A 14,825-nucleotide genomic window follows, 5' to 3' on the forward strand; every position below is an offset into this window, starting at 1 on the left:
TCCAGCAATTCGAGGAGCCAAGATTAGCGAACACGTGTACGCTAAACAACTCCGATCAGCTGAAAAATTTCATTTTTTCGAGCAGTTTGGCAAAAAAACTTGTTTCTTCATCTTGATACCCAGCTAATTTAGCCAATCGGTCTTGGACTATTCCATATAATGAATCATCAGGGAAGTCGTTATCTTCGTCTGGTGTGCCTGCTTTTATGCCCATCAACAGCTCGACAGCCTCATCAATATGCTCAATTGCATAAAGGTGAAATTTACCCGCTTTGACGGATTCGATGAGCTTGAGATTTAAATTGAGTTGTTGGGTATTTGATTTTGGAATGATCACGCCTTGGCTACCTGTTAACCCTCGCCGTTCACAGAGGTTGTAGAAGCCTTCAATTTTCTCATTAACACCGCCAATAGCCTGTACATGACCAAATTGATCTAGTGCACCTGTAACGGCAATACTTTGATTGATTGGCTTTTCAGCGATGGCAGAAATTAAACTGCAATATTCGGCTAATGAAGCGCTGTCTCCATCGATCTCTTGATAAGATTGCTCGAACACAATATTAGCGTCCAGGTGTAAAGGGGCATCCTTACCAAAAATTCGATAAAGACAAGCAGATAGAATCATCATTCCCTTTGCGTGGATATTACCCGCTAGTTCCGATTTTCGTTCTATGTCAGCGACTTCACCATCACCGTAATGGACTGATGCGGTTATTCTTGCTGGCTCGCCATAACAATACTCAACGGTATCGAGTACTGTTAAGCCGTTAATCTGTCCGACCATGTGTCCGTCAGTAGGGAGACTGATGAACTTATCATCAAAGTTTTGTGCTGACAGCATTTCAGACGCACTATGGCGAAACTGTAGCTGTTCTAGTGCGAGTTGGAAGTCCTCAGCTGTTATCATTTCCGAGACGCTATATGCTTTTGCTTGTGCAAGCATCTGTCCGATTTGTCCTGACAATAATGTGAATCTTAGCTGGTGATCAGCAAGGCGTGAGCTATAAAGAAACAGCGAGGTAAGCACTGATTGATCCAGTTTGACATTCACATTCGCTGCAACGGCTGTTAACCAAGTTGCATATTCAATTTCTGAATGCTGAGCCAAGTCGAGTTCGTTGACCATTTCTCCTAAGATTGGAAAGAGTTGAGGAAACTTTGTTTCTTCTACCCAACACACACTAAATTGCATGTTAGATCCAACTAAGATAATTTTACAATTTAGTGGTAGGGCAGGAAGAGACGAATGAACCTTGAACTCTTTTTTCGCCAATATATCCAGAAGCAGATTCCAGAGTCCTTCGCGCTTCCAAAGTGACTCGGCACAGATAAACAGATAGTGACACTGGGTTAATGCACCAGGAATATAGTTTTCAGCCGCGGACTTTTGTTTGTCGTCGATAAACCGGCCTAATAGATCTGCACGCTTAATATCACCAGAAAGATATTGGTAAGTTTGATTTTTAGTCGCGAGCTTTTCGTCATCACAATGGCTAGACCAGCTAAAGTTACGCTGGTTATCGTGTGGAGTTGTACTAAATAAATATTGATCAGCTAAATGCGTTTGGCTAGTCATTAAACTCTTAATGAATTCGACTCTATCTACACCTGCAAAGTCAGCAAGAAACATATGTTGGTTTGGTGTTTTACAAAGGAGTTCGAATGCATTTAGCACTCTTTCTTGTCCGAGCAACAGTGTTTGAGGAGTATGATTTAGTCCAGCAAGTGCGGGGAGCTTGTGACAAGGAGACAACGCAGAAACTGGGATGGCAATAGAATTCATATAGCAGACGCTACTTAATGTTTGATTGTTTAGTAATAGACAGATATTAACACAGCTTGATTGACCCCATATCCAATTTCTTCGCTTAGTAGCCAATAAGCAGACTTTGAAGATGTTATGAGACTATTCTGAATTAAAAACCTTCGAATTGAGGTTTAGTTAAGCAACTAACATCTTTGCTTTGGAAAGTAGTTTACAAGGAAGAGAGATGCTTATATTATTCGTTTCGTTCGGAGGGATGGCAGAGTGGTCGAATGCACCGGTCTTGAAAACCGGCATGGGTTTATAGCCCATCTAGGGTTCAAATCCCTATCCCTCCGCCATATTCAAGAAAAAAGGTTACTCGAAAGAGTAGCCTTTTTTCGTTTTAACACTTTTGAACCCTAGGGTTCCTGTTATCCAAGTCTGCTATCCCTTTTCACATTTAGATGAAGCCTTAGCAGAAATGCTAGCGTTTTGGGTTTAAAACTGTTGAAGCTTAGTGTTCCGAGTATCTAGAATCAGTTATCCATGCATGGTTACATAGGATTGATTATCAAATGAACATTCACGCCTTAATCGAAAGATAGTAGTTTACAGCTTATAGAAGTGCGGCTATTATACCGCTCGTTCGGAGGGATGGCAGAGTGGTCGAATGCACCGGTCTTGAAAACCGGCATGGGTTTATAGCCCATCTAGGGTTCAAATCCCTATCCCTCCGCCACATTTAAGATGAAGCCCTTAGCAGAAATGCTAGGGGCTTTTTCATTTCAAAGCTGTTGTGAACTCTAGGGTTCCTATTGTTTAAGTCAGCTATCCCTCCGCCACATTTAAGATGAAAGGCTACTCGGAAGAGTAGCCTTTTTTCGTTTTAAGCAGTTAACCACTAGGGTTCCTGTTATCCAAGTCTGCTATCACAGAACCACATTCAGCCCGAGCAGAAATGTTGGGGTTTTTACTTTCCTGCTTAATACAAACTAACTTTTAGTGACAAGCCAAAGTCTCACCGCCATTGTAATTCTAGCCCTGTCTTTTTTGATGAATATATTCGGTATTTTTACCTGTTTTTCAAGACAATGATTATTAACAGCAATTAAGTTGATTACTTATAATTCATAAGGTTTGGGAATTAGATTTAGCACTTTCTTATTGTTAGTATATGGGCTAAATTACGTATTAATATGATGCTGGATTGTGTCTGGTTCATCGCTTTACATCGAAGGTAGGTTTGATTTGATTTCTGTATATTTAGTCGATGATCATGAGTTAGTCAGAACTGGGATACGACGTATTCTAGAAGATGAACGGGGAATCAAAGTGGTTGGCGAGGCTGGAGATGGTGAAACAGCCGTACAATGGAGCCGGAATAACGAAGCCGATGTTATTTTAATGGACATGAATATGCCTGGAATTGGAGGTCTTGAAGCGACAAGAAAAATCCTACGCTATCAATCTCATGCGAAAATAATCGTATTAACGATTCATACTGAAGATCCTTTCCCCACAAAAGTTATGCAAGCTGGCGCATCAGGTTATTTGACGAAAGGAGCGACACCTCCTGAAGTGTTACAAGCTATTCGACAAGTTGCTCATGGTCAAAGGTACTTATCACCAGAAATCGCACAGCAAATGGCACTGAGTCAGTTTAATCAAACTGATGACAATCCATTTAAGACGCTTTCTGAACGTGAGTTACAAATTATGATGATGATAACAAACGGTGAAAAAGTAAATGATATCTCTGAACAGCTAAATTTGAGTCCTAAAACTGTTAATAGCTATCGCTATCGTCTTTTTGCCAAACTTGGAATAAGCGGTGATGTAGAGCTTACGCGTTTGGCTATTCGTTATAAAATGTTAGATACAGGCCAGTTTTAACCTCTGTTCATTTGGATATTATGTCTGTTAAGTTTGATTCAAAAGCGTTTCTTCAAAGTGTCTCCACATCACCAGGCGTATACCGAATGTATGATGATGGTGGGAGTGTTATCTATGTTGGCAAAGCCAAAGATCTAAGAAAGCGACTCAGCTCTTATTTTAGGTTGAATATTACCAACGTTAAGACTCTGGCACTGGTATCTCACATTGCCAATATCGATGTCACTTTAACCCACAGTGAAACCGATGCTTTACTGCTCGAAAACGATTATATCAAGCAGTACATGCCCAAATATAATGTATTGCTAAGAGATGATAAATCTTACCCGTATATTTTATTAAGCCAGCATCGACATCCTCGGCTGGCTTATCATCGTGGTCCTAAACGTCATAAGGGGACCTATTTCGGTCCCTATCCCAATGGTGGTGCGGTAAGAGAAAGTCTTCACTTGCTGCAAAAGATTTTTCCTATTAGGCAGTGTGAAGATGTTTATTACAAATCTCGATCACGTCCTTGTCTGCAATTTCAAATCGGCCGCTGCAGTGCACCGTGCGTAGATAAAATCAGTGATGAGGAATATAACGAGCAGGTTAAACTAGCAAGCTTATTTTTAAAGGGACGTGACCAGCTGGTTATGACTGAACTTGTCTCTAAAATGGAGTCATCTGCGCAGGACTTGGAGTTTGAGTTAGCGGCGAGGTACAGAGATCAGATTTCAGCGCTAAGAAAAGTGACCGAGCAACAAGAAGTCTCCCATGCTTCAGGGGATATGGATGTTATTGGGGCTTACTATGCTTCTGGCGTTGCGTGCTTTCATTTACTCTTCATACGCGCAGGGAAAATATTCGGCAGTAGAAGTTATTATCCCGTTGTGCCGGCTAAAACGGAGCTAGATGAGGTGCTAAGTTCATTTATGCTGCAGTTTTATCTCAATTCAGATAGCCAGAGAACGATCCCTAAAGAGATACTGCTGAGTCATAACTTTGCTGATCTTCCAGTGTTAGAAACAGCAATCAGCGCAGCACTGGATAAAAAGGTTGAGATAAAAACACAAGTCAGAAGTGAAAGGGCTAAATACTTAAAACTAGCAGTGACCAATGCAACTAATGCGGTCAACACTCATTTATCTCATAAAAATACGGTTGAACAACGCTTCTTACTATTAGAGGAGGCTATTGAAGTGACGAATCCCATCAATAGAATGGAGTGTTTCGACATCAGCCACACCATGGGGGAGAGCACAGTCGCTTCATGTGTGGTGTTCAATCGTGAAGGGCCTAATAAAGCAGAGTATCGTCGATATAACATCAATGGTGTCACACCTGGGGATGATTATGGTGCGATGAAGCAAGCGATCACTCGGCGTTTTGATAAGATCGAAAAGACCGGAAAAATTCCTGATATTTTGTTTATTGACGGAGGATTAGGGCAGTTGAGGATTGCACAGAAAATTGTCGATGAAAAGTTTGCACGTTTAGATGTGTCTCCATTATTGATAGGTGTGGCAAAAGGTGAGGGCAGAAAGCCAGGTTTAGAAACCTTGATTTACGGTGAAAACGAACAGTCATTCACACTACCGGCAGATTCAGGGGCTTTACACCTGATACAACACATTCGAGACGAATCCCATCGCTTTGCGATTACCGGGCATCGAAATAAGCGACAAAAGACACGTAATACATCAACATTGGAATCGATTGATGGAATTGGACCGAAACGTCGTAAAGCCTTACTGCAATATTTAGGTGGGATACAGGAAGTGAAAGGTGCGAGTGTGTCTGAATTAGCAAAAGTACCTGGTATTAGTGTAGAAATGGCACAAACGATACATGATTCATTTAGAACGTGATTTATCGCGTTCTAATTTGTCCCAAATTTGCTTCAAAAGACTGACATATAAGCGTTTTGTAGAAAGTCTCTGTTTTATTGCGTACCATAGTACTTCACGATTTTTGTACCAAACTGTGTACAGAATTTTAGCTTTTAGATAGAGAAGGTCTTATGGCTATTATCGACTCTTGGTTAAAAACAACAAACGGACAACTCCAATCAAAGGAGTTTGAACGAAGCGATCGTGATGGGCTGAGTGTTAGGGTTAGCAAGAAAGGTAAAATTACTTTTCAAATGCGATACCGTTACCAAGACAAGCCTATTCGTATTTCAATCGGCTCCTATCCAAATGTAACCTTAAAGTCTGCTCGAGAGGTTTGCGTTGCATACCGTGCTGAACTCGAGAAAGGGTTCGATCCTCGTATTGTTATCCGTGATGAAGCTGTTCAGAAGAATGAGCTAACGACAGCAGTGTTTTTTGAAGAGTGGTTTAAATCAAAATTTGAGATAACGAGAAGTAACATTAAAGAAGATACGTTGCTTGAATATAAGAACGTAGTCCGCAGACATATCTTACCTAAACTCGGTAAATACCCCATAGAACATATCACGTTGAGCAAATGGCTCGATCTCTTTGAGTCGCTAGCGAGTACAGTTCCGTCCGCTGCAAGGCTAGGGCTTGGTGTTTGTCGTCGCGCTTTGAAGTGGGGAGTTAGAAGAAAACTCATCACAGTTAACCATCTGGCTAATATTGAAGCCAAAGAGGATCTAAATATTACTCGTAACACCCGTAAGCGAGTGTTTACCGATGAAGAATTAGCAGTGCTGCTTAGAGCTATTGAGTTTTGTGATATGGAGCCTAGCAGACGTATATTCATTTTTATGGAGTTATTTTTTGGTTGTCGTTCCCATGAATTACGTCTAGCTAAAAAGTCTCATTTTGATTTAGATAGCTTGCTTTGGACTGTCCCGCCTGAAAATCACAAAACTGGATCTAAATCAGGTCACTCAATTGTCAGACCAATAATTAAAGAAATCGTGCCAATTATTGAGATGCTTAAAGAGCTATCAAAAACTGATTACTTATTTTACTCTGTGGGTCTGGTTGGTGAAGTGTTCGAAAAATCGCAGGTTTCTCGGTTTGCGTATACCGTTCAGAACTGGATAAAGCGCAATGAGCCAAACATGGAATTTCCGTATTGGAGTATGCATGATTTACGTAGAACCCAGCGAACCCGCATGTCTAAAATTACTCGCACAGAAGTGGCCGAAACCATGTTGGGTCATAAACTCACCGGTATGCAGTCTATCTATGACCACCATGATTATATCGAGGAACAATCTGCAGCTTACACTATTTGGTGGAACCAACTGCAGCGTATCAAAAGTCCTGAGGATCCTTCTAGTAACGTGGTGGAATTGAAAAGATCTCAGTAAGACGGATTGCGGGTGGAGTTTGTGTAGAACATCACCTTTCTAATCGTCCCCCCTTTTATGTGTTAGCTGGCTAGTTTCGTCGATAGTATCTATGCAGCTTACCATCGCTCACCTTTATGTTGACGAAGACGTTTCAACCTAATCAAAACAGCTCTTTCTTGAATGAAACCCAATTCTCGGCACATGTACTAAATTGCATTTAGCCAGGTTTTGGTACAGTTATTTATTCTAAGACTAATCTTGATCTATTTTAGTTTGAAACGTGAAGTTCTGCACTTGCAATACAGATAGTTATCATTTATTATCAATATCTTAACGTGTACTCACTGCCTCGGAAATTGGTTTGAAAACCGCGAGTGCGTACTATACAAATGTTATGCACAGGTGAAAATTCATTGATTTATAAATATTTGGTCGTGCTTTTCTTAATTGTATTTGCTAGTCAATCTTTTGCTTCAGAAGATGGCACAGTATTAATCCAAAATGGCTTCATTAAAGGTAATGAGTTTAGAGTCTTTGATAATGGAAGCAAAAACATTTACTCCATGGGACTAGTGGATGGAATACTTTTATCTCCACTTTATGGTGTTCGGAAGTCTAACATGGGAAGATTTGAAGACTGTACAGCTGGTATGAACGGTTCTCAATTAACGGCAATCTTTGATAAATATCTTGCTGCACACCCAGAACGCTGGCACCAAGGTATGCACATATTGGCTTTTGTTGCATTAAAGGAGTCATGTGGTTCGTAAATGTTTAACAAGTTTATCAATCTCGCCGGTTCCTGACTGGGCAGCATAATGAGCTCTAGGTGTACGTCTGCTTGTTATATAAAGGTGTTACTGCATCTCTGATTGCAATCTTTAACTAATGCTAATGATCTTTTAGAGCCTCAACTTTGACTCGTTTCTGTCCAAAAGCTTGTTAGCTATTATCATATACCCTACGTTTTATAGTAGGTAAATGTATTACAAATGTAATACATTGGTACTGTTTTTTTGTTGGTCTATTTATATACCGTTGTTGAGTTTACCTATGTTTGCCCTGATCGATTCAAATTCCTTTTACTGCAGACACAAAAAAAGCCGCTATTAGCGACCTTTTTTTTAGTAACAGCTTACGTTATTAGCGCTTCATTAAAGAGCGATAACGTTGTTAACGTAGTGTTAACTTGTTGAATTATATTATATTACACTAAAATAAAAGGGAAACGTCTGGCTACAAAACATGGTTTTAGTAGTGGTAGTTTTACTTGTACTTGTTGGTGCATTTAATAACTCTCTGAACAACTGAGCGGTATAATAGCGATAGTTTATTTTTTGTACAGTGTTTTTTTTGCTTTATTTTAATATCTATATTTAACAGTGTTATACATATTTCAAAATGAAAAATGAGTAAACAGCAGCGCGAACGCCAACTGATGCAAGCCTGGGACAGACAAGATCCTGTTTCAGCATGGGAGTGTAAGCGATCTAAACGTGTTGAGAAGAAACAAGGCAACCCTAATCCTGTTGTAGTTAGCCGGTGTAAAACCGCAGGTTTGTAGAATACACCGTCGACTCACGGCTTTAATGTATTACAAATGTAATACATTAATTTTGGGGCGTAACCTAGTTTATAATTAACAAAGGTTAGTACTATGTCGTTGGGTTATTGTGATAGGTCTGGTTTATCACTATAAATATCTTCAATATTAACATTTTCAATAATTTTTTCTTTAGAGTAAGTCAGTAATTCAATTCCAATTGTTTTACTATCCTTTAACCATAACTTAGCATCAGCCACATTTTCAAAGGTTTTAATCACTGAGCTCCTTCTAAAAAACATATAGCATTTCTCGGACACCTCTAAGTTGACAAAGCTTGTTGGTGAGAAAGCACCTCCATCGTACGGTACAATTAGTATATCTGTAGAGGGAGTTAGTTTAATAAGTGAAATATAACGTTTAGTATCAAAATTCCATCCAAGTGTTTGATAAACAATGAAACAGATGAGGAATAAAATATTTAAACTAGCATTTCTCTTTTTTGATAATAGAGCTATACCTATTATAATTATACATAAGCATGCGGTTGAATATATTAAATCATATAACTTATATTTTTCAGAGTAAAACCAAGAGTATTCAAGGTTACTCAAGGATAGTAGGGTACCAATTAATACTGGTAACAACACAAGTAAAAAACCTAAATATTTCTTAATCATATAATCTCAGGTTAAAAAAAACGAGTTGACTGCATTGTAACAGGCAACTCGTTTTTTTACATTTTCTACTTCCGTAGTTTTGGAAAATCAGTAATTGTCACTGAGCCACCTCCACCTCCACCACAATTACCGTAGCAACCTGAAGCACCAATGAAAGAACCACTGCTACCCCAGCCGCCAGAGTAACTACCTTCACCGCCACCGCCACCACCAGAACTATTGTCTGATGAATCATCTGAATCGCAAGAGTCAGAATTAGAGTCGGAATCAGGATCATTTTCATAAACATCTTTAGAATAGCTATGCCCACCTTCAATAGGGGCTGCATCGTCAAGATTATCACCTTCACCTGTACTAATTGCATGTACGATATTTGAGGCTAGCCTACTAACATCACCAGCATCGGGATGGTTTGTATTATCGTAGTTTTGCCATTGTTGCACTATAGCTCCAGCAGTTAAAGCTTCCTGTCTATTAAACCCCATTTGAGCAGCAGCTGCACCATAAAACCAATTACCGAACTCCTGAGAAGACATATAATTAGGATTATTTTTAAGGTCATATTTACGATGAGGAGCAAACATAGATGCCATTACACTTGCTCTCACTGCTAGTCCCCCATTCGGAAGTCTAGATGCTGCCACACCAGCTCTGTCAAACTGCTTTAAATGTTTGTTAGTATCGAAGTTTTCAGGTTTTCCTGCAGGTGATTCTTGTTCGGGTGTACAAGAAGCATGTACTACACCACTTCCAAATAATAGGGGTATTAATATTGCTAATTTAAGGCTCTTCACAATATCGATCCCCCCTTCTACAACGTCTTTCATCTTCCCTAGGAGGAGGAGGCGTGTAAACTACTTCACCATCAGCAAAGTCTATTATTACTTGAGCCGTACTATCGACCATTAGAAAAGTGATCGTTAAGTTCTTATTCGAATTAAGGTAAGAGGTAGGTATTATTTTAACAGCCAATTTCTTATTTGTAGTATTGGACTGAACCGCATTGCCTCCATCTATAGCTGAATTATATTCAGCTATATAGGAAGAGGTTCCACCTTCTATTAAATCAAACAATGTTATTTTGTTTTTTATATTGTCTCCTGAATAAGCTAGCAATTGTACAGGTGTATTTTGTGGGATATTGCCTAGTGAAAAGCAATTGTCATAGCTTTCACTTCTTTTAAGCTCCATTTCTAAGGTTGTATTTTCTTCCAATGAAACACATTCAATAGTATCCGCAAACGAACTAAAACATACTGAACTTAACATCAGTCCTAGTATAATTTTTTTTGACATACTTCTAATCTCCTTTTTATTTTATCCTGCTGGTTTAACCTACCGTAAAAAAGGTTGGTTGGTCAATGTGCGATCTGTTTTTTACTCAAAGTTGGCTTTATGTGCTTCAATTTTCTATTTAAACGGTACTTGTGACTTACACTTGTTGGTGGCGTAAATTAATCAGTGATATTTAATTAAATCGAATATTTCTTTAATCCACTGAGTTTTAAAACCACTGTTCATTTCCCTTGCCCTACAGACGATACAACAGAAATAACCGCTGCAGTCTCTAATGCGGTGAGTCAGCTTTATCGCCCAGGCGTTCGTTACTATCGAATCGGTGTGGGCCTGATTGATTTAGCCAGTACTTATAATGCTCAGTTAGATCTATTTAATGCATCAAAATCTAACCCTGCACTTATGCATGTCTATGATGGTATTAATCAACGTTTCGGAACCGATACACTTTTTTTAGCGGCTCAAGGCACTGAGCAGAAATGGACCATGAGAAGGGATCTACTCACGCCACAGTACACAACTAGATGGGGATGTGTACCGCAGATCAAGTGTTGAAATTTCCCTATCGATTGTACGAGCAACTATGACATGAATGTACTAGATACTTAGTTAGGACTTTTCACTGCTAACCTGTGTGAAAAGAGCGCAAAAAACTGGAGTTGAGTACTCGTAAATCCACCTGTAATACTGTAAGCTTCTGATATTAAGGTGTTTACAGGCTGCTTGTAAAGACGTCTATATCAAGACAATCAATTTTGTTGACTTGATAATAGCGAAACAAGGATAGGCTGCGCGTGTGATTTTCCATGCGTTGACTTTTGTGATTAGGGTGATGTATTGAAGCATTGGTATTGCGTTGAACACCCTTTCACTTGATAGTGCATTAACTGAACAATTGATTAATCATTATATAAAGGAATATAAAAATGGCATTAGTAAGTTGTCCTGAATGTGAAGTTCAGGTAAGTGATTCAGCACTTAAATGTACAGGATGTGGCTTTCAAATTCTCAAACTCGAGAGAGGTTTTTTTGGAAAGCTATTCAAGTGGGTATTTATATTATTTAATGTCCTCATGACATATTTACTATTTTCGTATTTTGGCTCAGTTGGTGAAGTTGTTTCAACTTCTGATAGCGAAGCGGCGCAAACAGGAGCTGCAATTGGTGCGACAATTGGCACTAGTATGATTATGGGATTTTGGGTGTTCGGAGACATAATTTTAGGGTTGCTAGTACTGTTCACGAAACCAAAATCATAGTCGGAAATTAACAAGCAAAGTTAGTGCAAATATTCCTTCGGGCTGCTTTGAGTGTTTGAGTCCTAATTTTTCAATCCAGTTACGTCTTAGAACGATCACTCTAAGACGTTTCTGCCCCATGTTTTGTTAGATCAAATACTCATTCATATCCAGTTCATCGTTTTTTACGATACAAAAGCTACCCGAGTGGTAGCTCGTATACTGATCAGTAAATATGGTCGTGGGTAATGTAAGAAAATAACTATACCGTATTAGCTGTTTTACCAATGTCTGCATATGCCTATGGAAACATTTAAATTAATGTTATCATGTGCTTAATCATAATTATTGACACTTAGGACATAGGGATGCTATCAGATTTACAGCTTAAAAATTATAAAAGCTTTAAAAACTTAGATAATCTTAATATAAAACCGATCACTATTCTTTGTGGAGAAAACAGTTGTGGAAAAAGTTCAATTCTACAAAGTATTTTACTATTAAAGCAAACCAAAGAAAGTAGAACTCCTAATAATTCAATTTTATTAAACGGAAAGTATGTACATTTAGGGGATGTACATAATATTATTCATGGGCATAACTCTGAAGAGGAGTTAGCTATAAAATATGAGTATACGTTTACTCGAGAGGATTTTTTAAAATTAAATGGCGGTACTAGAACGATAAGTAGCCGTCAAATTCTTTTTCATCTGCTGCCTAGGAAATCCAAAGAATTAAAAAGCTCTACTCATACAGTTACATTTTATATAAAAATAAAACCATCAAAAGATGACAAGGGTTATATTAAAACAGCAAATATTTCTGAATATAAAATTGAAATATCCACTTCTGATTTATCGGGTAAGATAACTCATGGGCCAGGCTTAAGAATAGTTAGTCACGAAAATGGCATTACATCTAGACTGAATTGGATTAACCTTCCAAATTTTAATATGCCAAGTGATAAAAATTATAAAATGGGTTCGATTGAAAAAGTCCTTGTGAAATATGAAAATCTATTTCCTATAATTCATGTCGGGAGTAATAATTCCTCTATAAATAATAGTGGTTCTATTAATCAATACAAAACAGCTCCATTTTCTGTATTGAATTTTTTACGATTGATGGATGATTTTCTAGTAAAAATAAATAACAATATAAGTTATATAGGACCATTAAGGGAAGAACCATCAAGAAGATATATATATGAAAATGAAGTTCTTGAGATTGGCACGAAAGGTGAGAACGCTGCTTATATTTATCAAACTGAACAGAATAAATCATTAAACCATTCGTGCTTTAGGTTTAATGAATCAGAAAACGTTTTTCACAATAATTCAGATACAACTTTGCATGAAGAAATAAACTATTGGATGAGTTTCATGGGTATTTCTGGTTTTAGACCTGATTTTCAAAGTGAGATCATTCGTCTAGAGATGGAAGCTAACTCTTGTGCTGGAACTAGTGTTAATATTGCTGATGTAGGTTTCGGCGTAAGTCAAATATTCCCCATTCTCATTGAAGGTCTAAGGATGAATACATCCGGGACTTTATTGTTAGAACAACCAGAAATTCATTTACACCCCGGATTACAAATGAAAATGGCTGATTATTTTATTTCTTTAGCACTTTCAGGAAAAAAACTAATCATTGAAACACATAGTGATCATATTGTTAATCGTCTTATTAGAAGAATAATTGAAAATGAAAATTTTGAAGAGATGATTTCAATTAACTTCGTATCAAATAACTCTTCTGGAGCTTTTGTTGAGGAGGTTAAGATAGATCCACACAAAGGTATAGTAAATTGGCCTAATGGTTTCTTTGATCAAACAGCAAATGAACAAGAACAAATCATACTTGCTGGAATAAAAAGAAGAAAAATTCAAAGGGCTAAAGAACAATGAGTTATGCTTTGATAGATCCGAGTTTGCTATCTGTATGTGAATCTACCTGGCAAGATGAAAAACTTCGCGATGAGTACCTAGAGCATTTCTTCGATATAATATCGTCGATTGATGAAGAAGAAGGTATGACTATAGCTTGGACAGAATTAATGGATGAGCTAATGTGGGAACCACCTCATAGATTACCTTGGAAACAAGATAAAACTTGGTCTCAAAGCCTAATCCCGGTCATATACAAGAAGCTACGTCATAATTTTGAATATATCAGTCCAAGTAATGGTAATTGCACAATTATTCCGAAGCTTGTTGTTGATCGAGCTGATTTCTATGATGAGTTTTGTAATATGATCCCAGAATTATACTCTTCCGGCTACACTCCTGTCATATGTCTCGGTCAGAGCAATATACCTAGTAAAACATGGTTTTTTAACAATGGTAGTACACAGCTTTCCCCATCACCTAATTACATCATTTCAAAGGATTGTTTTCTAAAAAATATTAATATTGAAAATGATATGTGGCCTGCTAGTTCTGGTGACGAACTGTTATTCAGAAAAGCTGTGCTGATGAAAATACAAAGAGACTTAGATAATAAAGCAGTTCTATTTAACTTTAGTTTCTCAAAGGGTTTTGTAAAAAAAATATCTAAAGTAGTTGAAAGCCGAGATAAGATTTTGATATCTGTGGCACGTAGACTAATTCTAAATTCATTTGAAACTAGTAAAGACCCTTGCTTGCAAGATGAAGCACTTGAGGGGAAAAAGAATGAAAGACGCCTTCGTGTAACACCGAGGCCATCATCCAAACGTATACATTACGAGAAAGACAATATCGATATTGTATTTACGATGTTTTTTGATGCTGGGGAGCATGACAAAGGACTATAACTTGAATGCCAGATATTTGATTTTAGAGTTATGCGTTAAATAAATAGGTCTAATACCAGTCAGTTAAGCTGACTGGATGTTTTTATTGAGAGACTTCCTGATTTTATGCTTCACTTCTTCCTCTAAAAATTTCGGTGAGTGAAGCGTTAGCTACTACTATCAACATACTTTCATTTATGCCAATAGTCATTTTCAGAGTTTTAACTCTAAATCGTTTCTGTCCGTGCGACCTGAGGTCGTATGAAGCGCTGTTCACCGCGATAAGAGTGAACCATCTGTATCACTAGATGACCCTAAGACTCTGAATAAAGCAGCGAGTCTGACAATGTAACGAAGTCCATTGGACGGGAGCTGAATCGTGAGAGGACGCTCCTCCTGATA

12 protein-coding genes, 2 tRNA genes and 1 pseudogene are annotated in these 14,825 nt (G+C 38.1%); 11 read left to right on the plus strand and 4 right to left on the minus strand.

Annotated features, from left to right (window positions below; genetic code table 11):
- Nucleotides 1-55: 55 nt before the first annotated feature.
- Complete coding sequence (locus FN961_RS06515; protein WP_143563746.1) at nt 56-1,786, minus strand: S16 family serine protease; 1,731 nt, start codon at nt 1,784-1,786, stop codon at nt 56-58.
- 232 nt (nt 1,787-2,018) lie between these two features.
- Here FN961_RS06515 and FN961_RS06520 point away from each other — a divergent pair.
- The 7 genes from FN961_RS06520 to FN961_RS06550 all read left to right on the plus strand — a co-directional run bounded on the left by FN961_RS06520 (nt 2,019) and on the right by FN961_RS06550 (nt 8,457).
- Nucleotides 2,019-2,109, plus strand: a tRNA-Ser gene (locus FN961_RS06520).
- 289 nt (nt 2,110-2,398) lie between these two features.
- A tRNA-Ser gene (locus tag FN961_RS06525) sits at nt 2,399-2,489 on the plus strand.
- A 509-nt stretch (nt 2,490-2,998) separates the two neighbouring features.
- Entirely contained in the window at nt 2,999-3,643 is a 645-nt protein-coding gene (gene uvrY, locus FN961_RS06530) for a UvrY/SirA/GacA family response regulator transcription factor (RefSeq protein ID WP_143563747.1), read from the plus strand.
- A 20-nt stretch (nt 3,644-3,663) separates the two neighbouring features.
- Nucleotides 3,664-5,493: an excinuclease ABC subunit UvrC gene (uvrC, locus tag FN961_RS06535; protein WP_143563748.1), complete on the plus strand. Its 1,830-nt coding sequence runs from the start codon at nt 3,664-3,666 to the stop codon at nt 5,491-5,493.
- 152 nt (nt 5,494-5,645) lie between these two features.
- Nucleotides 5,646-6,911: a tyrosine-type recombinase/integrase gene (locus FN961_RS06540; protein ID WP_143563749.1), complete on the plus strand. Its 1,266-nt coding sequence runs from the start codon at nt 5,646-5,648 to the stop codon at nt 6,909-6,911.
- A gap of 356 nt (nt 6,912-7,267) precedes the next feature.
- On the plus strand, nt 7,268-7,663 hold the full coding sequence (locus FN961_RS06545) for a Rap1a family protein (protein ID WP_143563750.1): 396 nt from the start codon (nt 7,268-7,270) through the stop codon (nt 7,661-7,663).
- A 638-nt stretch (nt 7,664-8,301) separates the two neighbouring features.
- On the plus strand, nt 8,302-8,457 hold the full coding sequence (locus FN961_RS06550; RefSeq protein WP_143563751.1) for an endonuclease: 156 nt from the start codon (nt 8,302-8,304) through the stop codon (nt 8,455-8,457).
- Nucleotides 8,458-8,561: 104 nt separating this feature from the next.
- Here FN961_RS06550 and FN961_RS06555 read toward each other — a convergent pair whose 3' ends face one another.
- The 3 genes from FN961_RS06555 to FN961_RS06565 form a co-directional block, all read right to left on the minus strand.
- Nucleotides 8,562-9,116, minus strand: a complete 555-nt coding sequence (locus FN961_RS06555; RefSeq protein WP_143563752.1) for a hypothetical protein — start codon at nt 9,114-9,116, stop codon at nt 8,562-8,564.
- 65 nt (nt 9,117-9,181) lie between these two features.
- Entirely contained in the window at nt 9,182-9,943 is a 762-nt protein-coding gene (locus FN961_RS06560) for a polymorphic toxin type 44 domain-containing protein (protein ID WP_143563753.1), read from the minus strand.
- On the minus strand, nt 9,897-10,412 hold the full coding sequence (locus FN961_RS06565; RefSeq protein WP_143563754.1) for a hypothetical protein: 516 nt from the start codon (nt 10,410-10,412) through the stop codon (nt 9,897-9,899). The genes FN961_RS06560 and FN961_RS06565 overlap by 47 nt, the downstream gene beginning before the upstream one ends.
- 198 nt (nt 10,413-10,610) lie before the next feature.
- Between FN961_RS06565 and FN961_RS06570 the strand changes: the two are divergent.
- From FN961_RS06570 to FN961_RS06585, 4 genes and pseudogenes are all read left to right on the plus strand, one after another.
- Nucleotides 10,611-10,967 (plus strand): annotated as a pseudogene (locus tag FN961_RS06570) (DUF4113 domain-containing protein); the annotation flags it as partial.
- Nucleotides 10,968-11,338: 371 nt separating this feature from the next.
- Nucleotides 11,339-11,671: a hypothetical protein gene (locus FN961_RS06575; RefSeq protein ID WP_143563756.1), complete on the plus strand. Its 333-nt coding sequence runs from the start codon at nt 11,339-11,341 to the stop codon at nt 11,669-11,671.
- 347 nt (nt 11,672-12,018) lie between these two features.
- Entirely contained in the window at nt 12,019-13,557 is a 1,539-nt protein-coding gene (locus FN961_RS06580; RefSeq protein ID WP_143563757.1) for a DUF3696 domain-containing protein, read from the plus strand.
- On the plus strand, nt 13,554-14,444 hold the full coding sequence (locus FN961_RS06585) for a hypothetical protein (protein ID WP_143563758.1): 891 nt from the start codon (nt 13,554-13,556) through the stop codon (nt 14,442-14,444). Before FN961_RS06580 ends, FN961_RS06585 begins: the two co-directional genes overlap by 4 nt.
- The last annotated feature ends 381 nt before the right edge of the window (nt 14,445-14,825 follow it).

It is taken from the genome of Shewanella hanedai (assembly GCF_007197645.1).
Taxonomy (GTDB): domain Bacteria; phylum Pseudomonadota; class Gammaproteobacteria; order Enterobacterales; family Shewanellaceae; genus Shewanella; species Shewanella hanedai.

What these genes read in the sequence shown, in the direction of transcription:
- FN961_RS06515 (WP_143563746.1), bottom strand. Translation starts at nt 1,786, where the DNA reads ATGAATTCTATTGCCATCCCAGTTTCTGCGTTGTCTCCTTGTCACAAG.
- uvrC (WP_143563748.1), top strand. Translation starts at nt 3,664, where the DNA reads ATGTCTGTTAAGTTTGATTCAAAAGCGTTTCTTCAAAGTGTCTCCACA.
- FN961_RS06540 (WP_143563749.1), top strand. Translation starts at nt 5,646, where the DNA reads ATGGCTATTATCGACTCTTGGTTAAAAACAACAAACGGACAACTCCAA.
- FN961_RS06550 (WP_143563751.1), top strand. Translation starts at nt 8,302, where the DNA reads ATGAGTAAACAGCAGCGCGAACGCCAACTGATGCAAGCCTGGGACAGA.
- FN961_RS06555 (WP_143563752.1), bottom strand. Translation starts at nt 9,116, where the DNA reads ATGATTAAGAAATATTTAGGTTTTTTACTTGTGTTGTTACCAGTATTA.
- FN961_RS06560 (WP_143563753.1), bottom strand. Translation starts at nt 9,943, where the DNA reads ATGAAAGACGTTGTAGAAGGGGGGATCGATATTGTGAAGAGCCTTAAA.
- FN961_RS06565 (WP_143563754.1), bottom strand. Translation starts at nt 10,412, where the DNA reads ATGTCAAAAAAAATTATACTAGGACTGATGTTAAGTTCAGTATGTTTT.
- FN961_RS06575 (WP_143563756.1), top strand. Translation starts at nt 11,339, where the DNA reads ATGGCATTAGTAAGTTGTCCTGAATGTGAAGTTCAGGTAAGTGATTCA.
- FN961_RS06580 (WP_143563757.1), top strand. Translation starts at nt 12,019, where the DNA reads ATGCTATCAGATTTACAGCTTAAAAATTATAAAAGCTTTAAAAACTTA.
- FN961_RS06585 (WP_143563758.1), top strand. Translation starts at nt 13,554, where the DNA reads ATGAGTTATGCTTTGATAGATCCGAGTTTGCTATCTGTATGTGAATCT.